The 20,534-nt window shown below is 68.3% G+C and carries 17 protein-coding genes and 5 pseudogenes; 11 read left to right on the top strand and 11 right to left on the bottom strand.

Features of this window, described 5'->3' with window-relative positions:
* Positions 1 to 65: 65 nt before the first annotated feature.
* The 4 genes from ACTWQI_RS21925 to ACTWQI_RS21910 all read left to right on the top strand — a co-directional run bounded on the left by ACTWQI_RS21925 (position 66) and on the right by ACTWQI_RS21910 (position 4,633).
* Positions 66 to 989 carry an MBL fold metallo-hydrolase gene (locus ACTWQI_RS21925; RefSeq protein ID WP_443272924.1) on the top strand — a complete coding sequence of 308 codons (924 nt, stop codon included), beginning with the start codon at positions 66 to 68 and terminating at the stop codon, positions 987 to 989.
* A gap of 86 nt (positions 990 to 1,075) precedes the next feature.
* Positions 1,076 to 3,412 (top strand): telomere-associated protein Tap, encoded by a 2,337-nt coding sequence (gene tap / locus ACTWQI_RS21920; RefSeq protein ID WP_443272923.1) that lies wholly within the window; start codon positions 1,076 to 1,078, stop codon positions 3,410 to 3,412.
* Positions 3,413 to 3,418: 6 nt separating this feature from the next.
* Entirely contained in the window at positions 3,419 to 3,973 is a 555-nt protein-coding gene (tpg, locus tag ACTWQI_RS21915) for a telomere-protecting terminal protein Tpg (RefSeq protein ID WP_443272921.1), read from the top strand.
* A gap of 12 nt (positions 3,974 to 3,985) precedes the next feature.
* The gene (locus tag ACTWQI_RS21910) at positions 3,986 to 4,633 is read left to right on the top strand and encodes a transposase (protein ID WP_443273020.1); all 648 of its coding nucleotides are present in this window, start codon (positions 3,986 to 3,988) and stop codon (positions 4,631 to 4,633) included.
* Here ACTWQI_RS21910 and ACTWQI_RS21905 read toward each other — a convergent pair.
* Positions 4,630 to 4,756, bottom strand: a pseudogene (locus ACTWQI_RS21905) (IS5/IS1182 family transposase); the annotation flags it as partial. The gene ACTWQI_RS21910 and the pseudogene ACTWQI_RS21905 overlap by 4 nt on opposite strands.
* A 107-nt stretch (positions 4,757 to 4,863) precedes the next feature.
* On the opposite strand from ACTWQI_RS21905, the gene ACTWQI_RS21900 reads away from it, so the two are divergent.
* Together ACTWQI_RS21900 and ACTWQI_RS21895 are read left to right on the top strand one after the other, a co-directional pair.
* Positions 4,864 to 5,937 (top strand): alcohol dehydrogenase catalytic domain-containing protein, encoded by a 1,074-nt coding sequence (locus tag ACTWQI_RS21900; RefSeq protein ID WP_443272919.1) that lies wholly within the window; start codon positions 4,864 to 4,866, stop codon positions 5,935 to 5,937.
* 26 nt (positions 5,938 to 5,963) lie between these two features.
* Positions 5,964 to 6,344: pseudogene (locus tag ACTWQI_RS21895) on the top strand (transposase); the annotation flags it as partial.
* A 207-nt stretch (positions 6,345 to 6,551) separates the two neighbouring features.
* Here the strand turns inward: ACTWQI_RS21895 and ACTWQI_RS21890 are convergent.
* Positions 6,552 to 6,953 carry a hypothetical protein gene (locus ACTWQI_RS21890; protein WP_443272917.1) on the bottom strand — a complete coding sequence of 134 codons (402 nt, stop codon included), beginning with the start codon at positions 6,951 to 6,953 and terminating at the stop codon, positions 6,552 to 6,554.
* A 63-nt stretch (positions 6,954 to 7,016) separates the two neighbouring features.
* Here ACTWQI_RS21890 and ACTWQI_RS21885 point away from each other — a divergent pair.
* Together ACTWQI_RS21885 and ACTWQI_RS21880 are read left to right on the top strand one after the other, a co-directional pair.
* Positions 7,017 to 7,374, top strand: a pseudogene (locus tag ACTWQI_RS21885) (transposase); the annotation flags it as partial.
* Between the two features lie 199 nt (positions 7,375 to 7,573).
* Positions 7,574 to 7,828: a hypothetical protein gene (locus ACTWQI_RS21880; RefSeq protein WP_443273027.1), complete on the top strand. Its 255-nt coding sequence runs from the start codon at positions 7,574 to 7,576 to the stop codon at positions 7,826 to 7,828.
* A 258-nt stretch (positions 7,829 to 8,086) separates the two neighbouring features.
* Here the strand turns inward: ACTWQI_RS21880 and ACTWQI_RS21875 are convergent.
* From ACTWQI_RS21875 to ACTWQI_RS21845, 7 genes and pseudogenes are all read right to left on the bottom strand, one after another.
* Positions 8,087 to 11,493, bottom strand: a pseudogene (locus ACTWQI_RS21875) (glycosyl hydrolase family 28 protein); the annotation flags it as partial.
* A 16-nt stretch (positions 11,494 to 11,509) separates the two neighbouring features.
* Complete coding sequence (locus ACTWQI_RS21870) at positions 11,510 to 12,289, bottom strand: Tat pathway signal sequence domain protein (protein ID WP_443272915.1); 780 nt, start codon at positions 12,287 to 12,289, stop codon at positions 11,510 to 11,512.
* A 5-nt stretch (positions 12,290 to 12,294) separates the two neighbouring features.
* Entirely contained in the window at positions 12,295 to 13,845 is a 1,551-nt protein-coding gene (locus ACTWQI_RS21865) for a glycoside hydrolase family 88 protein (protein WP_443272914.1), read from the bottom strand.
* A gap of 225 nt (positions 13,846 to 14,070) precedes the next feature.
* Positions 14,071 to 14,217 (bottom strand): hypothetical protein, encoded by a 147-nt coding sequence (locus tag ACTWQI_RS21860; protein WP_443272912.1) that lies wholly within the window; start codon positions 14,215 to 14,217, stop codon positions 14,071 to 14,073.
* Between the two features lie 8 nt (positions 14,218 to 14,225).
* The gene (locus ACTWQI_RS21855; RefSeq protein WP_443272911.1) at positions 14,226 to 15,209 is read right to left on the bottom strand and encodes a trypsin-like serine peptidase; all 984 of its coding nucleotides are present in this window, start codon (positions 15,207 to 15,209) and stop codon (positions 14,226 to 14,228) included.
* Between the two features lie 263 nt (positions 15,210 to 15,472).
* The gene (locus tag ACTWQI_RS21850; RefSeq protein WP_443272910.1) at positions 15,473 to 15,943 is read right to left on the bottom strand and encodes a DUF6069 family protein; all 471 of its coding nucleotides are present in this window, start codon (positions 15,941 to 15,943) and stop codon (positions 15,473 to 15,475) included.
* A gap of 162 nt (positions 15,944 to 16,105) precedes the next feature.
* Positions 16,106 to 16,507: a J-domain-containing protein gene (locus tag ACTWQI_RS21845; RefSeq protein ID WP_443272908.1), complete on the bottom strand. Its 402-nt coding sequence runs from the start codon at positions 16,505 to 16,507 to the stop codon at positions 16,106 to 16,108.
* A gap of 251 nt (positions 16,508 to 16,758) precedes the next feature.
* Between ACTWQI_RS21845 and ACTWQI_RS21840 the strand changes: the two are divergent.
* Positions 16,759 to 16,923: pseudogene (locus ACTWQI_RS21840) on the top strand (DUF805 domain-containing protein); the annotation flags it as partial.
* Positions 16,924 to 17,209: 286 nt separating this feature from the next.
* Here the strand turns inward: ACTWQI_RS21840 and ACTWQI_RS21835 are convergent.
* Together ACTWQI_RS21835 and ACTWQI_RS21830 are read right to left on the bottom strand one after the other, a co-directional pair.
* Positions 17,210 to 17,632 (bottom strand): CBS domain-containing protein, encoded by a 423-nt coding sequence (locus ACTWQI_RS21835; RefSeq protein ID WP_443272906.1) that lies wholly within the window; start codon positions 17,630 to 17,632, stop codon positions 17,210 to 17,212.
* 295 nt (positions 17,633 to 17,927) lie between these two features.
* A complete protein-coding gene (locus tag ACTWQI_RS21830; RefSeq protein WP_443272905.1) occupies positions 17,928 to 18,296 on the bottom strand; it encodes a YybH family protein in 369 nt (122 codons plus the stop codon).
* 89 nt (positions 18,297 to 18,385) lie between these two features.
* Here ACTWQI_RS21830 and ACTWQI_RS21825 point away from each other — a divergent pair, with 89 nt between their 5' ends.
* Together ACTWQI_RS21825 and ACTWQI_RS21820 are read left to right on the top strand one after the other, a co-directional pair.
* Positions 18,386 to 19,279 (top strand): LysR family transcriptional regulator, encoded by an 894-nt coding sequence (locus tag ACTWQI_RS21825; protein ID WP_443272902.1) that lies wholly within the window; start codon positions 18,386 to 18,388, stop codon positions 19,277 to 19,279.
* Between the two features lie 141 nt (positions 19,280 to 19,420).
* The gene (locus tag ACTWQI_RS21820; RefSeq protein ID WP_443272901.1) at positions 19,421 to 20,446 is read left to right on the top strand and encodes an MBL fold metallo-hydrolase; all 1,026 of its coding nucleotides are present in this window, start codon (positions 19,421 to 19,423) and stop codon (positions 20,444 to 20,446) included.
* Positions 20,447 to 20,534 lie beyond the last annotated feature (88 nt).

The following is a 20,534-nucleotide window of genomic DNA, read 5'->3' as shown; positions in this document are numbered from 1 at the left end:
CGACAGATGTGGGCCTCATCTGTCTGGACGACGAGCCCCGGGGTCATCCGAGAAAGGCGACTGGCATGAGGGTCTGGCTCGCCCGCCCGAAGCTGGCTCCCTACGCCGGGCACCGGCAGCCGCCCGCGCCCGCCGGTCATCGCGGCCTGCGCGTGACCTGGCTCGGCGTGTCGACCCTGCTCTTCGACGACGGCGACACCGCGATCATGATCGACGGCTTCTTCACCCGCCCCGGCCTGCTGCGCGTCGTCGCCGGACGAATCGCCCCCGATCCGCAGACCGTCACGCGTTCGCTGCGCCGCGCGGGCGTCGATTCACTCGCCGCGGTGATCTGCGCGCACTCCCACTACGACCATGCGCTGGACTCCCCGCTGGTATGCGAATTGACCGGTGCCGTGCTCGTCGGGTCGTCCTCCACCGCCAATGTCGGGCGTGGCAGCGGCCTGCCGGAGGATCGCCTGTACGTCCCTGCCGAGGGCGAATCACTGGCCTTCGGCGCGTTCACCGTGACCTTGATCGAATCCGTGCACAGCCCTCACGACCGCTGCCCGGGGACCATCGACCAGCCCCTCATGCCTCCCGCCAGGGCCAGGGAGTGGGCCACGGGGGAGTCGTACTCGATCCTGATCGGCCACCACGACCGTACGATCCTGGTCCAGGCCAGTGCCAACTTCATCCCTGGTGCCCTGGCCGGGCATGCGGCAGATGTGGTGTATCTCGGCGTCGGCACGCTCGGCAGACTGTCACCGGCCTTCCGCGCCAGGTACTGGGACGAGGTGGTCGGCGCCAGCGGCGCGCGTCGGATCGTGCCCGTGCACTGGGACGACTTCCTCAGGCCGCTGCATCAGCCGCTGCTGCCCATGCGTTACGCCTTCGACGACTTCGGCGCGGTGATGCGATTCCTGCTCGATCGCGGAAGCCGTACGGGCGTCGACGTCGCCGTTCCGGTCGCCTGGGAACGAACCGACCCGTTCGCCGGCCTCGCATGAGACGTCCGCGAGCGATCGCGGGAGGTTCGTTCGGGAGTTGGTTTCGAGGTTCGATCCGATAGTGTTGGGGCCCGGAGGCGGTGGGTGTGGTGTCCGACGAAGATGAGCTGTTCGCGGCGGTCGATGCGCTGCTGGCCCGCGGCAAGGACGAGCTGCCGACGCCCGCCGAGCGGGAACGCTTGCGCAAGGCCGCCGGCCTGACGCAGCAGGACGTCGCCAGGGCACTGCGGGTGCGCCGGGAGACGGTGACAGCGTGGGAGGCCGGCCGGACCGAGCCGCGGCCGCCCAAGCGCGCCGCCTACGCCCGGCTCCTGGACGGCCTGGCCGCTCAGCATCACGCCGACCCGGCCACCAGCGCAGCCCAAGCGGAACAGAGCCCCACCAGCACGGCCACGGAAATGTCCTCCGTACCGGAGCCGGGGGAGCCGGACCGCGATGTCGACGGGCAACTCGTGAGGGCCGAACGACAGCCGTGTGTGATCTGTGGCAGGCCGACGCCGTTCCGCGTCGGTGGAAAGCCACGCCACCTCGGAAACTTCTGCGTGCCTGCCCCGGCGAACGGCGACGGCGCGAACGCGACCGCGGTCCCGGCCCCCGCGCGGGCAGCGGCTCCCGCACCGCAACCGGCCGCGTACCACCCACCGGTGGACACCTCCACCACACGGCCCCCGCTCAGCAGCGGCGCGCCGTCGACACGAACCACGAAGGCACCCTCCACACGGCACACCGCGCGACGAACGACGGCGAATCCCGCCGCGTCCGCCCCGCTCGCCGACCCGCGCTTCCCCAACGGCCCGTTGGCGGTCCTGGACGGTGACGGCACCGCCCACCTCGCAGACGGCCATACCCTTACCTGCCCGGAAACGACGATTCCGGCCCTGGTGGACTGGGCGCTGAATCAGGCGGGCATCGGCGCGCCGAAGCTGCACCGCTCCGGGAAGGACTCCGATCCGCTGGTGGTGCTCACCGCTGCCGCCGCTGAACGATTGGGTCTCCCCGGCGAGTTGGCGGACCGCCGGGGCCTGCGGCTGCCGGACGACCACCCGGTCGTACAGCAGCTCGCACGGGCCGAGTGGAAGCTCACCCAGCGCGGTTTCGGCCCCTGGCCACGCATCTACCGGCCCGCGCAGGCCGGGCAACGGCGGTGCGTTCAGCTCGCGGTCCTACCCTGGGACGCCCTGGACACCCGAGCCTGGGGAAGCGCGGCCGATCTCCCGCCGGACCAGCTGGCCCGGCTCCTCGGCGCCTACGCCACCCGGGTCATCACCCCGCGCGGCTCGACGGCCGTCAGCGGCCTGGAGCTGATGACCGCGCTGCGCCCGCCCACCCGCGCGGTCAAGGACGAGGCGAGCGGCGCGTGGATGTCCGGGCCGATGCCGGGCTCGCTCACCGAACCCGTCGACCCCGCGCCGCCGGAGGCCCCCGACGAACACCCCGCCGCCCAAGGGCGCGCCATCGGCGAGGTCATCGACGAAGAGGCCTACGAGTGGATCCGTGACCCCGAGTCACTCACCGACACCGAGCGGGGCCAGGCGTATGCGGTCGGCGTCGATGTCAACACCGCCTTCCTCGCCGCCGCCTCCCGCCTGACGGTCGGTCTCGGTGCGCCGGTGCACGTCCGGGCGCCGGCGTTCGACAAGAAGCTGCCGGGCTGCTGGTACGCCGATCTGTCCGGCGTCGAGCTGGACCCGCGGCTGCCCTCGCCGTTCACCCCGGCCGGCGAGCCACCCACCGGCCCGGCCTGGTACGCCACACCGACCCTCGCCTACGCCGTCGAGCTCGGCCACCAGGTCCAGCCACTCGAGGCCTGGGTCCGTCCCGACAACGGCCCGTACCTGGACCCCTGGCACGCCCGGCTGCGCGAGGCCTATCTGTCCACGATGGCCGACCTCTCGGTCACCTCCGACCTGGACGAGTACGGGTACCTGGCCGCCATGGAGCGGCACAAGGCCGTCGACCCGGCGATGGCGGCCGTCCTGTCCGCCATCAAGGCCACCGTGAAGGGCGGGATCGGTAAGCTGCGGGAGCGCCCCCAGGGCGCCCGCTACCGGCCCGGCGAACGGTGGCCGGCCCTGGAACGCCCGACCTGGCGGCCGGACATCCGCGCCGCGGTCATCGCCACCGCCCGTGTGAACATGCACCGCAAGATGGCCAAGACCGCGGCAACGGCAGGCCTGTTCCCGATCGCGGTGCTCTCGGACTGCGTCGTCTACCCCAGCCCGGGACCGTCCCCGCTGGATGTCCTGCCCCATACCCCGGAGGGCAAGCCGGTGCCCGGCACGTTCCGGCTGGGGGTCAGCCCGGGGATGGTCAAGCACGAAGGCACCCAGTCCATGGGGTGGGCGGTGGACCTGCTGCCCCAGGGGTACAACCCGGCCCGGCACATCAAGGGCGGCGACGCCGTCCTGGACGAGGGGGAGTGACCCGCTGTGGGAAAGATCGAGGACGGCCTGGACAAGGCCGGACAGCGGGTACTCACGCGTCCGATCCCCAAGTCCACCCAGGCCCGAGCGCGGTTCCTGGTCAAGCAGCTCAAGACCACCCGGGCCGTAGCCGAACTCCTGGGCGTGAGCCAGCGCTCCGTCGAGCGCTATCTCACCGGTGAACGCAGACATCCGCCGAAGCCCATCGCCGACCGCATTGAGCAAGAGGTCCGCCGCCGCTGGCAACCTCGCGTACGGGCCCGCGCCGCGCAGCGGGCCGCCACGCAGACCGGAATCACCGTCGAGACCCGCGCCAGGTTCGGCTTCACCGCCGCCCCCGGCTCCACGGACGACCCCCGCCTGCGCCGCATCACCGAGCACCTGCCTCCGGACTACGCGGCCCGCCTGTTCGACGCCCATGCAGCCGGCGCCACCGAACGCCAACTGGAGGGCATCATCGCCGAAGGTCTGCAGGAGATGTACTTCAAAGACCGCGGCCGGCGGGCCCAGGGCCTGGAAGTCGACTTCACCGGCATCGACTACATCGAACTCGACTACTAAGACAGTGTCTTGATTGGCCGTGGTTCGTTGCCGGACGGGTTGTGGGAGATCTTTCTGGATGTGGCGCCGGAGCCGCCGGTACGTGCTCAAGGTGGAGGTCGGCGGCGGTGTGACGACCGCGCGGTGCTTGCAGCGATCATCTTCGTCGCCACCTCGGGCTGCACCTGGCGGCAGCTTCCACCGATCTTTGGCGCCTCGTGGCAGACCGTGCACCGGCGTTTCGCCTCATGGTCCCAGGCCCGGGTGTGGGCGAAGCTGCATCGGGTGGTTCTGCCGCTCTCGGTGGGCATCTCCGGCGCCAACCTCCACGACAGCCAGGCCCTGGTGCCGCTGATGCGCGGCATCCCGCCGATCCGCTCCCGCTTCGGCCCTCGGTGTCGTCGACCGGCCAAGCTGCAGGGCGACAAGGGTTACGACTTCGACCACCTGAACGCTTGGCTGCGACGCCGGCAGATCGTGCCGCGGATCGCCCGCCGTGGCGTGGAGAACTCCAGCCGACTCGGCCGGCACCGCTGGGTCGTGGAACGGACGATGTCCTGGATCAACGGATGCCGGCGCCTACACCGCCGCTACGAGCGCAAAGCCGAACACTTCCTCGCCTTCGTCGGCATCGCCAGCGCCCTCATCTGCTACCGCGCTGCACCAACTAAGAGGAGCTAACACAATGCTCGGACGCGTCGGTAGGTGATCACGCAGCTCGGCGAGTCTCTTGAGGAACGTCTCGTGGATGTCAGCGCGGATCTCCCAGCGGATCCGCAGACGGCAGAAGCCGTGGATCCAGGCATTCGTGCCTGCGGGACTTGCAGCTTGAGTAGTCGGTACTGCATGTGGACACTGGGTTTCCTGTGGCGCATAGCCACAAGCGGAGCCGACTGCGGGGAGCAGCACGTATGAGGGCTTTGGTTTTCGACGCTTTCGGACAGGAGCTCTCGGTCCGTGAGGTGCCTGACCCTGCGCCCTCCCTCGCCGGGGCAGTGATCAAGGTTGAGGCGGCAGGACTGTGCCGGAGCGATTGGTACGGCTGGCAAGGCCACGACCAGGACATTCGCCTCCTCCCGCATGTGCCAGGACATGAGCTGGCAGGGGTGGTCGAGGCGGTGGGCTCTCAGGTCTCGAGATGGCGGCCTGGGGACCGGGTCACAGTGCCGTTCGTGTGTGCATGCGGGACATGCGGCGCGTGCGCGGCTGGAGAGCAGCAGGTGTGCGAGCGGCAGACGCAGCCGGGATTCCATCATTGGGGCTCGTTCGCGGAGTATGCGGCAATCGATCACGCCGACGTCAACCTGGTCAGACTGCCGACGGCGATGGAGTTCACGGCTGCGGCAGGCCTGGGATGCCAATTCGCCACCGCTTTCCGCGCCGTGGTCCAGGTCGGCGCGGTTCGACCGGGTGAGTGGGTGGTGGTGTACGGATGTGACGGGATTGGACTCTCGGCTGTCATGATCGCCGCGACCGCCGGGGCCCGGGTAGTCGCGGTGGACAGCGGTGGCGAGGCACTGGCCCTCGCCGAGCGACTGGGCGCCGCCGCGGTGCACCGGATGCCTGGGAGCGGTGAGGCACCCGGCAGTACCGGTGGCGTCCCCGAGCCCGTTGATGCGGTCGCCGCCGCGGTCCGGGACATCACAGGAGGGGGAGCCCATCTGTCGGTCGACGCCATGGGCCACGCCTTCAGTACCGAGCTGGGGATCGGAAGCCTCCGACGGCGCGGACGGCATGTCCAGGTGCGGGCCGCCGGCGGGCTCACCGGGCTGTCGATGATCCGGGTGCTGGCGTACGAGCTGGTGGTCTCGGGCAGTCATGGCATGGCCGCGCATGGGTATCCCGCGATGATGGACATGGCGGCGGCCGGCATTCTGCGGCCGGATCTGCTGGTCACCAGGACTGTCGGTTTGGACAAGGCCGGGCTCGCCCTGGCCGAGATCGGCTCCGTACCCGGCATCACGGTGATTCTCCCCCACGGCTAGTGCCGCATCAGGCACGGTTCGCTTAGCTGGCCATCACGCTCACCGGTGGCAACCAGCACGATGTCACCCAGCTGCTGCCCCTGCTTGATGCGATACCGCACGTCAAGGGCCGCACTGGCCGGCCGCGCCACCGGCCGCAGCAGCTCTTCGCCGATCGTGGCTATGACTTCGACAAGTACCGGCGCCTGCTGTGGCAGCGCGGGATCAAGCCGGTCATCGCCCGACGCGGAGTGCCGCACGGCTCCGGGCTCGGCGCAGTCCGCTGGGTGGTAGAGCGGACGAATGCCTGGATCCACGGCTTCCGCCGTCTGCGGATCCGTTGGGAGATTCGCGATGACATCCACGAAGCGTTCCTCAAGCTGGCCTGCTGCGTGATTACCTACCGACGCGTCCGAGCATTGTGTTAGCTCCTCTAAGAGGTCGCGCGGATAGGCGCGGTGGAGCACTCCCGATACTGCCGTCAGGCTGACCGAACCGCTCTGGGACCAATTCGCGGCACTAAACGCTTCATGTGTCCCCCGGGGACGCGCAGGTCGAGGCCCCCGACTCCGGTTTCGCAGTTCCAGGGAACACCATGGAGCGAACACGGAGACCGGGGGTCTGGACCTGAGACATCAGGACGAGCAGGCCTTGGTCAGTCTGGCCGAGGCATCGGTAAACCGGGTGAGGTCGGGGCGCTTGCCGCCCTCCACAAGGGCGGTACGGACAGCGTCGACGGCCTCGGAGAGGGCGTCGTCGGCGCTCGTGGCGTCGCCCCAGTTGGGATGTTTAGCGGATAGGTTCTTGTCGATGTCGGATCGGCTCTTGTCGATCTCGTCGAGGGCCTGCTCTACCTCCACGGGGTTGTCCCAGGAGCTATCGACGATCGCTTGAAGGTCGTCGACGCTCCGGGCGACGGCTTTGGCGGTCTGGACGCAGTCCAGCGTTTTGTCGTCGGAGCCGCAGCCGACGACCACCGGTACGGCGATCAGTGCGGTAACGGCAGCAAGTGCGGCGGTACGACGGCGCAAAGCCATGGAACAGTTCCTCTTCTCTTCCGGGACAATGGCGAACGTATGGTCCGGCCTCGTACGCTCCCGCTCGCCTCGACCCTGGACCGCCTGGACGACCTGGGGCCCCTGCCCGATGACATCACCGTGCACCTCGACGTCGGCTACGACTCGGGCAAGACCCGCACGCTACTCGACGAGCGCGGACGGCACGGCCGGATCGCACACAAGGGCGAGAATGCGCCGATCCACGCAAGCCGGCGGTGGCACGTCGAGCGAACTCATGCCTGGCAGAACGCCTTCCACCGCCTCGCTCGCTGCTACGGACGCCGCGCTACCGTCATCGACGCCTCCTTCGACCTCGCGGACACGATCATTACCGTACGTAGCCTGTCTTCGGGCATGGACGACCCACCGCTGGGACGAGCGTTCGAACCGCCGCCCATGAACACACGCCTATCGGCGCGAGCTCAAAGAGGAGCCTTGCCGCTCGGCGGGGGGCTTGTAGGCGGGGTGTGACGGCGCATCAGGTGCGAAGTCCTTTTTCCTGCCGCTCAACTTGACGCCTCCTCCCGTCCGATGGTTCCGGACGAACGCGAGCGGGCCCCGTCCGCTCACTGCTGCCTGCCCGCGCGGATCTGGCGGCCATGGGTCGGCACCGGCGCCGGGATCTACCGGATCTGTCGGGTGACCTCAGCGACGAGGAGCACGCGCTGCTCGCCGAGCAGATCGTCGCCTCCCGGATCGACGGGCCCGTGTTCTTCGCCGGCGCTCACCGCTTCCTCCCGGAACTGTCCGAGGTCGCCGATACACGGGTGGTGATCCTCCGCATGTCGGGTCACGGTCACCTATCACGTCGACCCCGGGGCAACCTCCAGCACGGGAAGGCGTCAGTGCCGTGATCCCTCGTTCACACGGTTCACGATCGCCACAGCAGAGACGCCCCGATGAGCTGCGGTCTCTTGCGGACAGGTCGGTCGGATTCGCTGAAGGGACCCCCGGCCCTTCCCTGCGGCTCGGCTCTGTGTTGTCCTTGAAGTGGCACCGAGGGCGACCCACAGACGCGGGGAAGCGGATTCCGAGCCGCGCACCGCGCAATCAGGGCCCGCGAGAAGCGGGCAGCCCTCGGCGCCGTTATGTGTACCGGCTATGACCGGCTATGAACCGGTGCGACCAGCGAGCCCAACGCGACCATCGCGACCTGCAGTGAGCTGCGAAGTCCTGCCGCCCCCTGCGTAGGCCGAACCGAGCCACGTCTCGTCGATGCGCAGCCGCTTGTAGCGCGTCGAGTCGGTCGACGCCGCGTGCGTGTTCACCACCTCCAGCCGCACATGGCGCGTCGTGGTGGCCGGGATGTCGATGACAGCCACGCTCCGGTGACTGGGTAGCGTGCCGGTCTTCACCGGATTGCCCCAGTTCGTACCGTCATTGCTGACGTACACCCGGTAGTCCCGGATGCGCGCCGACTGCTCGGTCCCCGACCGGGCGTAGCTCACCGAGTCCTCGCGCTGGTTGACGGCGAGGTACTGCACCCGCTTGGCCGAACCGAGGTCGAAGCGGAGCGAGACCGGGGTGGTCTTGTTGCTGTCCCAGAACGTCGAGAAGTTCCCGTCGGCCGCCGCGGCGGCGCCGTGCCCGCTCGCGGAAGCGCTGGCGCTCATGGTGTAGGACGAGGCGGGGATGATGCCCTCGCGTCCACTGGTGGTGACCTTGAAGACCGTGTCGTACGGGTCCCAGCTCCCCAGACCCGTCAGGCTGAGCGTTCCGCCCGACTGGCTGAAGGCGATCGCCGCTCCGGTGCGCAGGTTGGTCACCTTCGTCACCCGGTAGCCGTTGTCGCGGACCCTGAGGGTGGAGGTGGAGGGCGGAGTCAGCACATGGACGTAGTGCTGGTTCGGGTCGGCCTTGCTGACCGTGGTGACCCCGTGCGCGCCGTCGTTCCAGAAGCCGGGCTTCAGCCCGCCGTACATATAGCCGCCGCCTTCGGTGCCCTTCAGTGACTCCCAGACGGCGTCGAGATAGCCGTTGGCGAAGTTGTTGAAAGCGGCCTGGTTCGACGGGAACTTCCCGTTCACCATCGCGGTTTCCGCCATGAGCGCCTTGACCGACGAGCCGGCGTTGGTGATGAGTCGGCCGAGGGTGAGTTTGCGGTCCACGGCGGGGTCGGAGCCGGTGTACCACCAGGCTCCGGTTGACGGGAGTTTGAAGTCGGCCTCGATCAGCCGGGGCGCCGCCGTGTAGACCGCCTGCGGGTAGTCGTACGACGGGGACATCCCGGTCTTCTGCTCATTGCTGATCATGTCCATGATCGGCGTGTCTTCGTTGTTGTTGCTGAGCGTGTAGTTCGGCCGCTTCTGGTAGATCTTCGCGTAGAGGTTGTTGCGCTCCCAGTACGCGTTGTCGTTGTCGATCCAGAAACCGCCGAGATCCGGATAGCGGTCCATGACCTCGAAGAAGAGGTCGTAGGAGTACTCGCCGAAGCCGTCCCGGGTGTGCAGGTCGACGGTGCGGCCCTTGTACGCGGAGTACGCGGCCGAGTCGAGCCACTCGTGGCCGCCCTCGTTGTGCCACTGCGGGTCGTCGGTCATGTAGAGGATCGTCTTGAGCCCCTTGGCCTTGGCGGCGCTGATCAGCTCGCCGAGGAAGTCCCGCTTCGTGGCGCAGCTGCCGGGGATCTTGGACGGCCAGGGGCGGGCGTAGCCCAGGCGGCTGTGGAAGGTGGCGAGCACCAGATACTGGGAGTGCAGCTTCTGAGCCTCATTCACCCAGTAGTCGGCGGTCCAGCCGCCGTTCGTCACGTCCTTCTCCCAGGCGCTGCAGCTGGTGTGCGTGGGCGCCGTGCGCTGGCCCCAGTGCAGGAAGAGTCCGGAGACGGAGGAGCGCAGGAAGTCCTGGCGCGGGTGCAGCACATCGGCGCGGGCAGGTCCGGGCAGGGCGAGCGCGCCGAGCAGTAGGGCGAGCACCGCCAAGAGCCGTAGCCGTACGGTCAGACGTCTGTTCATGCTGGGCCGTCCAGATGGTCGAGGTTGGGCTTGCCGCAGTTCTGGCTGGAGCCGGTCTGGCTGATGCGCAGGGCGCCCCCGGTCGTATTGCTGCTGTCCACGACGCAGTAGCCGGTCACCGACTGGAAGAGGAGGTCGGAGGGGCTGTTGCTGCCGCGCTGGGCGGTGAAGCGGTCGAATCGCACCCCGCTGCTGTTGTTGGCGATGACCGCGGGCCGACCGTCGTTCGCGGCGAACCGCACCTCGCTGCCCGTGAAGCGGACGTCGTCGGCGTTGCGGATGTACCAGCCGTACGCCGGGCGGGTTCCGATGCTGTTCGGGTTGTAGTTGGTCGGCTGGTTGCTGGGCGGGTCGGTGGACATGGTGCCGCTGCCGCCGGGCACGCTGATGTCCACGTTGTCGAAAGTGATGTCTGTGATCCGGCCGCTGCCGGACTCGCCCCACAGGGTCGGCGAGAAGGACGGACTGGATCCGGTCGCCTTGATGTTGGTGTACGTGATGTCGCGGATGGAGCCGACGCCCGGGTTGTTGCCGCAGCGTTTACGGGTTCCGACCTTCTGCATGATCGGCGAGTGGACGTCGGTCATGGTGATGTCCTTGTAGTGGACGTCGGAGATCTTGGAGCCGTCCATGGAGACCATGCCGAGTCCGGACTTGTTGGAGCCCCGGATGGTGATCCGCTCGAAGCGGTAGTCGGTGAAGTCGCCGCAGGTCTCGGAGCCGAACATCAGGGCGTTGCAGCACTTGGCCGAGAGGAAGGAGTCGGTCACGGTGACGTGGCCGTTGGACAGCTTGGCGCCCAGCGCGTAGTCGCTCTTGAAGGCGAGTGCGTCGTCGTTGGCCTCGAAGTGCGCGTTGGTGATTTTGACGTTGGTGGTGCTGATGACGTTCCAGCCGTCCCGGTCCATCGCGGTGTCGATGGTCAGGCGGTCGGAGACGACGTTGTCGCAGTTGTTGATGAGGGCCGCGAAGTGGCCGCCTTCGCGCAGCGTGATCCCGCTCATCGTCAGGTTCTTGCACCGGGTCAGGGAGATGATCTTGTCGGCCTCGCCGGACTTCGGGTTGCCCGTGATGAGCGCGCCGTCGCCGTCGATGGTGCCGGAGCCGGTGAAGCCGATGTCGGTGAGCCTGTCACCGTAGATCATCGCGTTGTGGAAGTGGCTGTGTCCGTAGTCCTGGTATTCATCCCAGGGGTTGGGCTCAGGCGGGTCGTAGCTGTCCGCGCCGTTGCCGCTGATCGTCGATCCCGCGTCGAGCTGCAGGGTGACATGGCTCTTCATGTGGATGGTGTTCTTGGACTCGTACGTCCCCGCCGGGAAACGCACCGTCCCGCCGCCCGCGGCGTTGGCCGCGTCAATGGCCTTCTGGATGGCCGATGTGTCGTTCGTCGAGCCGTCCCCCTTGGCTCCGTAGTCGCGCACATTGAATTCGGCTGCCGCGGGGGCCGCCGGCGCCGCTACGGGAAGGGCGGCCGCCGGTGCGGTGGCGCTCGACGGCTGGGCGAGACCCAGCAGCACCAGGAACCCCCATAACGCGATGGCAACGCTGTTTCTCATATGTCTCATTGCTTCTTTCGCCCCCTCAGACGAGTTGGTAGCCGCGCATGGTGGTGAGGAGCATGTGGCAGTCCTGCAGCGAACCCGATGTGTCGCCGAGCGAGCGGTAGATGCCCCACTTCGGGCGCACTCGGTCCGCGAGGAAGGTGTCGACCCCGGTCCTCGTCCGGTCGATCACCGTGGTGCCGCCGCTCTTGAGGATCCAGCGGACGGAGCCCGACGTACCGTTGCCGATCGTGATCTGGAAGTCGACGTCGGTCCACTTGTCGTGCAGCGGCACCAGGGCCGTACGACCGACGAGGATGTTGGAGTCGAACAGCTTCAGCTCGATGGTCTGCGCGCCGTCCACCCGGCGCAGTGACTGCACGACGATCGGGGACCCGCCCTTGCCGGGCTGCTTCATCTGCATGATGTGGGTGAAGCTGGTGGTCGCCTTGAGCGAGCTCGGGATGTACATGGAGTACGTGATCCGCCAGGTCTGACCCGACAGCCATTTCAGGTACGTGTCGCCGTTGCGGCAGCCGGTGACCTCCTGGCGCTGCCGGTCGGTCATGGTGTCCCGGTCCACCCTGTGCATGTTGAACCGGAAGTTGTCGCCCTCGGCGTAGATGTGCGGCTGGCCGGCCGGGTGCGAGTCGGCCCGGTCGTCCTCGATCGTCTCGAACGCGCGCAGTCCGTCGGAGCCGGCCGAGGGCGACCAGCGCAGCTGCCAGGCCGCGGGCCGGGCGTGCCCGAGGCTGGGATAGGCCGCCGCGACGGCCCCGCCCGCCGCGGCCCCGAACAGCGCTCTCCTCGAGGTGCTCATCTCCGCTACCTCCTCTGCCTCGCTCCGAGTTGTTCATTCATGATCAGAAAGGCGCCGAGCCCGTGGAAGTCGTTCGTGGCTCTGGTGCGGTTGATGTAGTAGGCGTAATTGCCGACGTTGGTGCCGATGGAGATGTCGGTCAGCTGGGTCCGGCCGTCGCCGCCGAGTGAGATCTTCGCGAGCACACCGTCGTAGCCGCGCCGGGCGACGTCCGCGTAGTGGGCGTCGACGTAGCCCTGCTGCGCGGCACGGGACAGCGCGAAGCTGAACATGCTGGAGCAGGACGTCTCGGTCCAGTTGTCCGGCCGAGAGCCCTCGTCGATGACCTGGAACCACCGACCGGTGGCGGGGTCCTGGTAGCGCTCCAGGCCCGCCGCGAGCTTCCGCAGGATGGTGAGCAGCTGGTCACGGCGCGGGTGCGCGGCGGGAAGGGCGTCCAGCACGTTGACCGTGGCCATCGAGTACCAGCCGACCGCGCGGCACCAGTGCTCGGGAGCGAGGCCGGTGTCCGGGTCGGACCAACTCGCGTTGCGCGACTCGTCGTAGGCGTGCTTGAGCAGTCCGCTGTCCACCTGCAGATGGCTGCCGTAGACGGCGATCTGTTTCGCCGCCTCGTCCTGTCCGTACGTCGAGTCGCCGAATTCCCTGCCGTACTCGACGAGGAACGGACTGACCATGTAGACGCCGTCCGCCCAGAGTTGGTGGGCGCGGCTGCTCGACGTGGCGTGCCAGAAGCCGCCGTCGGAGGTGCGCGGATAGCTCTTCAGCCGGTCGCGGATCTTCTTGGCCGCGGTGCCGTAGCGCGCCTGTCCCGTTTCGTGGTGCATGATCACCAACAGCCGGCCGGCCTGCATGCTGTCGAGGTTGTTGAAGCTCTGGCCGATGTTGCCGCTGCTGTCGACGAACCGGTCGACATAGCTCTTGATGTACGACAGATAGCGGGCGTCGTGGGTGCGCTGGTACGTGAGGTACTGACCGTAGAGATAGAGCCCGACCGGATACGACCAGCCGCCGATCTGACCGGGGCTGTGGCGCGCCATCGTCGACTCGACCAGGGCAACCGACCAGTCCGTGGCGCCGGTGTCGTCGCCGACGGTGAGCGAGTCGAGGTTGGGTCCGCCGTTCGCGGTGGTGGCGGTGGCGCGTACGGTGTTGGCGCCCGCGTTGAGCGTGGTCGTGACCCTGCTGGTCCGCCAGGTGCTCCATGCGCCCGTGGACGGGAACGAGACGTTCTCGGCGACGGCCACTCCGTTCACGGAGATGTTCATCGGCCGGTCGGAGGAGGTGCCGTTGGCGAACCGGAGCGCGAGTGCGGACTTGCCGGCTTGCGCGACGTCCACCGTGAACTCGACATAGCCACCAGTGGCGTTGTCGTAGTTGACGAACCCGGTCCCGGTGAAGCCGCTGTGGTCGGCCTCGACGACGCCCTGCGAGATCAGTGCGTTCTCGGCCTCGTATCCGACCGGGGCAGGAGCATCGGCTGCCGCCGTACGCGGCGCGGTCAGCCCCGTACACACAAGGGCTGCGATGAGAAGCAGGGCACGCAGGCGTCTCATGATCCTCCCTGGGGGGAGTGCACCGGCGGTGCGATGGGGCACCTCCCAGCGGTAGCTGGGGGAGATCCGGAGTGTTCAGCCACTTGAACCGTGTTCGGGTACAGAATCGACCTGTGACGGTCCACGGTCAATGGATGCGGCAGAAGTCCTCGGAGGTCTGCCGGCGATGCGGCGAAGAGCCCCGCTCCGGAGCCTGGGAGGCGCTCACGCCTCCGGGCCGCAACCTCAGACGAGTTGCAGCCGTGCCGGGAGTTCGCCAGGCAGGCACGGCTCATGCTCGAAGAGCACGGTCACCCCGGCCGGGAGGTGCATCGGAACGCCCGTGGCGGCCGACGCGGTGGTCACCGCATCGGCCGCCACGGGCGGAGACATCCGAGACGTCAGGCAGTCTGTGCCTGTTCGTAGACGCTCTCTGCTTCGTTCCCGAAGTACGGGCCGAACATCCGGTTGGGCAGGAAGGTGTAGCCGAAGCTGTTCACCGACGTCTGCAGGCCGGTGCCCGTGGCCTCGTTGAACGAGGCGAACCACGGGCCCCCGCTGGAGCCGCCCGTCATGTTGCAGGCCATGCCGTGGTCGTTGGAGAAGAACATGTCCTTGGAGGTGTTGCCGCTGCAGTAGATGAGCTTGCTGCCGTCATACGGGGAGGCGGCGGGGAAGCCGAAGGCGTACATCGGCTTGTTGTAGCCGCCGTTGAACTGCAGGCCCTGAGCCCCGACGACGTCGGTGAGCCGCTTGCCGTCCAGCGGGCTGACGACGGCGGCGCCGACGTCGTAGTTGATGTCCTCACTCTCCGCCCACTGCGGTGTGGTCACGGTCTTGGTCGCCGTCCAGGTGCCGTGGGGTCGCTGACCGTCGTGGTAGCCGGGGACGAACACCCAGTTGGTGTGCCAGCTGCCCTGGTACTTGAGGCAATGCCCAGCCGTGATCACTGTGCTGGCGTTCTTGCTGGTGACGGCGTTGCCTGAACAGGATGCGGTACGACCCTGGAAGGTGAAGAACACCCTGCCGGAGGTCTTGACGACGGCGCCGCCGCCGGTCCACGGCCCGCCGGCCTGCGGGAAGGACTTGATGCCTATGGATGGGAGGGTCGGCAGGACGGTGGATGCCTTGCCGCGGTGCTTCGGAGCCGAGACGGCGCCCGGCGCGACCGTGAGCAGGTCGAGCGGAGTGGCCGATCGCATCCGCTCCGGGGTCCAGAAGTCCCTGACCTTGTCCTGCGCTTGAGCAGTGGTTGCGGCGACGTGGTGCACGGCCGCGGGGCCGGGGGCCGGGGTCGCGTTGGCGGTGGTTGCCTGGAGTCCTGCTGCGAGCAGGGTGCCGGCGGCCACGAGGATGCCGACGGCGGTACGACGGGGATGTCTCACGCGTACTCCTTCTGCCAAAGCCGCGCGAGGTGTCACGCGGGCAGTGTGGGGGCCGGACCGGGGCGTGCCCGGTCCGGGCAGACGGGTGGTGCGGTTACCGGTGCGTGAGGCAGAGTGCCACGGAACCCCTAAGATTGTCAGGACCGCATCAAGATCAAAAGCCGGGCCGTACGCGGCCCACCGGGCGAGTGAGCCCGCCTCGAGGGGGCCAGGCGGCCGGAGCCGAACGGCCGGGGCCGATGCCCTCTACGAGGCGGGCGTGTTCATGAACGATCCGGCTCCCGGTGACCGAGGCGCACTGCCAGCGCGGGGATGATCACCGCTGCGGCGACGAGGTGTGACAGGGCGAGGACGACCCGGGTCGTGGTGGCGGTGTGGGTGGCCATGATCGGGCCGGCGAGCGACAGCACGGTGAGCGTGACGGTGGTGACGACGAAGATCCGTGCAGGGCGCTTGGCCCAACGGGCGAGGGCGACAGCCAGCACTATCCCGACGACCGACCAGAACAACACCCCCATGGCGAAACCGAAGGGTGGGATCGCCTCGGCGGCCTTGGCACCGGGGCCCCCGGCCTTCATCGGAACATCGAGCGCCCGAGCGCCGAGTGCGAATACCTCCGTCACGACGGCGCCGGTGACGGCAGCCAGGACACCGACTCGCCATACCGGCTGAGTGGTGACGACGGATCTGATCGACATCGGGCGCGGGCCCTGCGGGCTGCCGGTCGCGGTCATGACGCTGCCTCCTGGTCAGGTCTTGGGTGTTGCCTTCGCAGAAGTAGACCGGGCCGCGGCGAGGAATTCATCGGTTGTACCGAAACTTCTGTGCCAACGTCGCGATCCGATGGGCCGAACGACCCGGATCCCCTCCCGGGTCTGTCCCCTCCGGGGCCCGTCCTAACCCGAGTGCCGCTCCCGCCACTCACGGACGACACGTTCGACGTCGAAGGGCACCAAGGTGAGCGGCGGGCCGTCGAGCGGCCGCCGGGTCGCCTCGACGATCTTTTCGTTGATGTCCCCCACGATCTGCCGTACCTCGCGCTCCGACCTGGCCTGTGACGCTGCGACCAGCGCGTCCTCCGCCTCCTTCCGCAGGGCGAGCGTCGGTGGCAGGTAGGACAGCCCCTCGCGGCGCATCTTCCGCTTGACCCACCACAGCTCGTCGTACGGCTCGTCCAGGCCGGGGAGCGGCTCACCGGCACCGGGCAGGTCGGCGAACTCGCCACGCTCCGCCGCTTCGCGGATCTGCTTCTCGACCCACGACTCGAAGCTGACGCCCGGCGGCTTGCGCTCGCTCATACCGCCATTCTCCCTCGGGTGCCGCCGCGGTTCGGCTTTTCCCAGGTGGAGACCGGGGGGTCCTCGGGCCAGGGAGCGGCCGTCGATGCCTCGCGCGGGTGCGTACGCGTGACCGGTGTGCGGGTGAGCGCCCTCTGGCTGCCGTTAGGTTACGGTTTGACCAGGGCACTTCAAGCCGCATAGATTCTGCCCCCGGCTTGAGCCATCAGGACAGGCCTCATCGCAGTCCTTGAGGGGACGCAGTGCACGGCGTCACCGTGCGTCGGCTCCACGACACCGATCGGTCGGGTTGGTGGCTGCTCATCGCGCTGATCCCGATTGTGGGCCCGATCGTCCTGCTGGTGTTCCTGGCCAGTGACGGCAAGCCGCACGAGAACGCCCACGGCCCGAACGCCAAGTACGTTCCGGCTCACTGACGCTCGTGTGGCAGCCGGTGGGAGCGGCTTCCCGCCGTCCCCGCCGGCTCTCTGTTCACGGCGGCTCGTCAGCTTTCGCGCTGTCGAGCCGCCCTCGGCGTAGGAGCAGACCACGCCTGCGCGGCCGCCGCCTTGCCCGGGGGCCCGCGGAGTCCGCGCATACCGGCCGCTGAGGTCACCGACGTATCTCTTGGACTGTCCACGTTCCGGGAGATCATCTGACGCGGGCGCCTGGGCCACGGCATAGGACGAGGTCGGATGCTCATCGGTGCCGAGGCCGCGCGGTTCAGTGGGGGGTGAAGATCTTCGAGACGAACTCGGCGATCTGCTCGTCCGACACGTTCCGGGCAAGGTCGGACTCACTGATCATGCCGACCAGCCGCTTGTCGTTCTTCACGTCGATGACGGGGAGGCGCTTGATCTGGTGACGCTCCATCGCGCTGAGAACCTCACGGATGTCAGCGTCCGCGTCGATCCACTCCGGAGTGCCTTCGGCCAGGTCAGCCGCTGTGACCCTGGACGGATCGCGCCCCTCGGCAACGCACTTGAGTACGATGTCGCGGTCGGTGATCACGCCAGACAGCCTGTCCTTGTCACAGATGGGCAGGACCCCTACGTCGAGCTCGCGCATCCGTTGCGCCGCTCTGTCCAGGGTCTCGTGGGCAGGGATGCATTCCACGCCCGTATGCATGATGTCCCGCGCCTTCATGGCAGTCCTCCTCGGTCGAAGTGGTCGGCCTGCCCCAAGTCAGGCGATGCAGCCGTGATCCGCCGCATTGCTCCCACCGTGCGGGCCAAGAGAAACGGCGGATCCGCCATTCGGCGCTGCCGGAGCCCCCGGCAACCCCACGCTCCCACGGCGTCGCCAGGGACTCCTGAGCCGGCTTCGACCTACTCCGGCCGGTCGTACTCCGGTCAGTCGCTCGATGACCGCCGCCCCTGTGGTGCGCGGCGCGGGCTCAGCGCAGCGGGCGGCTTGGTCCTCGCCCCGGCCAGGGGCACCGTCATCGTTCAGTTGGGATCTCGGGCCGGTCGATGATGCGCAGCCATGTACCGTCCGGCTGGCGGCGGGCGACCTGAACCCGGCCGCCCGTGCCGTCAGCGGGAAGGGTCGAGGTGAGGGCGAGGTCGCCATAGCGGATCGTCGGCAGGTGCTTCTCCAGCCGAAACGGCAACGAGGCGTGCTGGAGCATCCGCTCGCACACGGCGCGGATCGCTTCCCGGCCGACCGTCGCGGAGCCGGGCGGGTAGGCGAGCACCGCATCGGGCGCGTACAGCTCGGCCAGTCCCTCGGCGTCGCGGGCGTTGGACCGCTCCACGAACAATCGGGCCAGGTCTTCGGGGGTGATGGCACGTTCACGGGTCTCGGTCACGATCGACTCCCTTCTCTCACCTCCCACTCTGTGGTGCCCCAGTTCAGAAGTCCAAGAGATGGTAAGTCTCGTTGTTAGAATCGTCAGTTATGGAACTGCGGCAGCTTGAATACTTCGTGGCCGTTGCCCAGGAGCGGAACTTCACCAGAGCCGCGGAGAAGGTGCACGTGGCTCAGCCTGGAGTCAGCGCACAGATCCGCCGGTTGGAGCGCGAGCTCGGCCAGGAACTGCTGGACCGGTCCGGCCGCTCGGTGCGCCTGACCCAAGTGGGGGCGGCCGTCCTCCCTTACGCGCGGGCCGCGCTCGCCGCGGTCGAAGGTGCCCGGCTCGCTGTCGACGAGCTGACCGGACTGCTCCGGGGACACGTCGCCGTCGGGACCGTGACCTCGCACACCGTCGACCTGCCCGGCCTCTTGGCGGAGTTCCACAACGACCATCCGGCGGTGGAGATCACCCTGGCCGAGGCGAACTCCGATCAACTCCTCGACGACCTGCGGACAGGACACCTCGACGCGGCGATCATCAGCGTGGGCCGTACGACTCCGGCCGGCATCGAGAGTCAGCCGGTCGACGACCAGCCGATCGTCGCGGCGGTCGGCCACGACCACGAACTCGCCGTCCACCCAGTCATCTCACTCGACACGCTCCGCGGCCACGCACTGATCAGTCTGCCCCGCGGCACGGGCCTGCGCGCCCGACTCGACGAAGCCTGCGCGGCCGCCGGGTTCGCGCCGCGGATCGCGTTCGAAGCCGGCGATCCCGAATTCCTCGCCCAACTCGCCAGCCGCGGCCTCGGGGTGGCGATTCTGCCCGGCGCGTTCGCCGAGGCGCGGTCCGAGCAGTTGCGGACGATCGCCATCAACCCGCCGGAGTTGCGCGGCCGACTTGTCTTCGCGTGGCGAGCAGATGGTCCGAACAGCCCGGCCGCCCGCGTTCTGGTCAGCCGCGCCTGCGGCATGCTACGCGCCGTCGCCCAGCACTAGACGCACGCGCCCCCGAACCGCTGCCACTTTCCAGGCCGTTGGTGACCGACCTCGATCCGGCGCCTCTCCAGGGTGTCTGCGACTCTCCTGGGGAAGTGATCTTCATTGAGACAATCTCACCCGCACCCTCATGATGGAGGCATGACGAGACCAACACCCCCCGCAGAACTAGTTGAGTTGACCGACGGCTTTCACCTCTGGGCTCCCGGCATCGTGGGAACGTGGGGGTTCGCCAACTGCGCGTTGATATCGGCCGGGGAGGAGGCGCTGCTCGTCGACACCCCGTACACGGCGGACTTGACGCGCAGTCTGCGTGCGGCGGCCGATCGTGTCCTGCCGGGCGGAGTGGACTCCATCCGTACCGTGGTCAACACCCACCCCAACGGGGACCACACGTTCGGCAACCAGTTCTTTCCCGGGGCAGAGATCATCAGTTCCGCAACTGCTCGGGAACACGCCCGTCATGAGCCCGGACCCGACCGCATGGAGCAGCTCGTCCACAGTACGGACCCGCTCACGCCTCTGGGTTGGTACATGCGCGAGCACTTCCCCACCGACTACTCCGGCCTTCGCCAGGTGCTGCCCACTCGGGTCTTCTCCGGCAAGGACACCTTGAGCGTCGGGGATCTGACGGTGGAATTGCTCGAGCTCGGCCCCGCCCACACCGCCGGAGATGTCGTCGTGTACCTGCCCGAACAACGGGCCGTGTGTGCCGGCGACATCATCTTCGTCTCCGACCATCCCGTGCACTGGGTCGGGCCTTTGGCCCGTGTCCAGGACGCCTGCCACCGGATCCTCGACCTCGATCCCGACATCATCGTCCCCGGCCACGGCCCCGTCATCGGTCAGGGCGAACTGCGCAACTACATCGGTTATCTGCAGACCGTGGAGCGGCGGATTCACGCTTCACACGCCCGCGGCCTGACCGCTGAGGAAGCCACGGCCGACCTGATGGGCGACATCCCTCATCCGCATCTGGGACTGCCCGAGCGTTTGGTGATCCTCACCGGCGTCGAGTACCGCTCCCTCGACCGCGACACCAGCCCCCTGGACATGGTTGCGCTGGTGGACTCCGCTGCCCGCTTCGCCGGGGCACTGCGCGATGCCGTTCCGGGCCCAAGGGGCGGCACCGGACCAACCTCCTCGAGCGAACCGACACCGGTCTGACCGGACGGCTCTCCTCGCGACGGTCGCCCCGCCGAGCATCGGCCGGGGCGGCCGTCGTTCTCCGACCTCGTCCAGGGCACGAACGATG

This window comes from Streptomyces sp. KR80 (assembly GCF_052245555.1).
Classification (GTDB): domain Bacteria; phylum Actinomycetota; class Actinomycetes; order Streptomycetales; family Streptomycetaceae; genus Streptomyces.
This window is presented reverse-complemented; position numbering and strand designations above follow the sequence as displayed.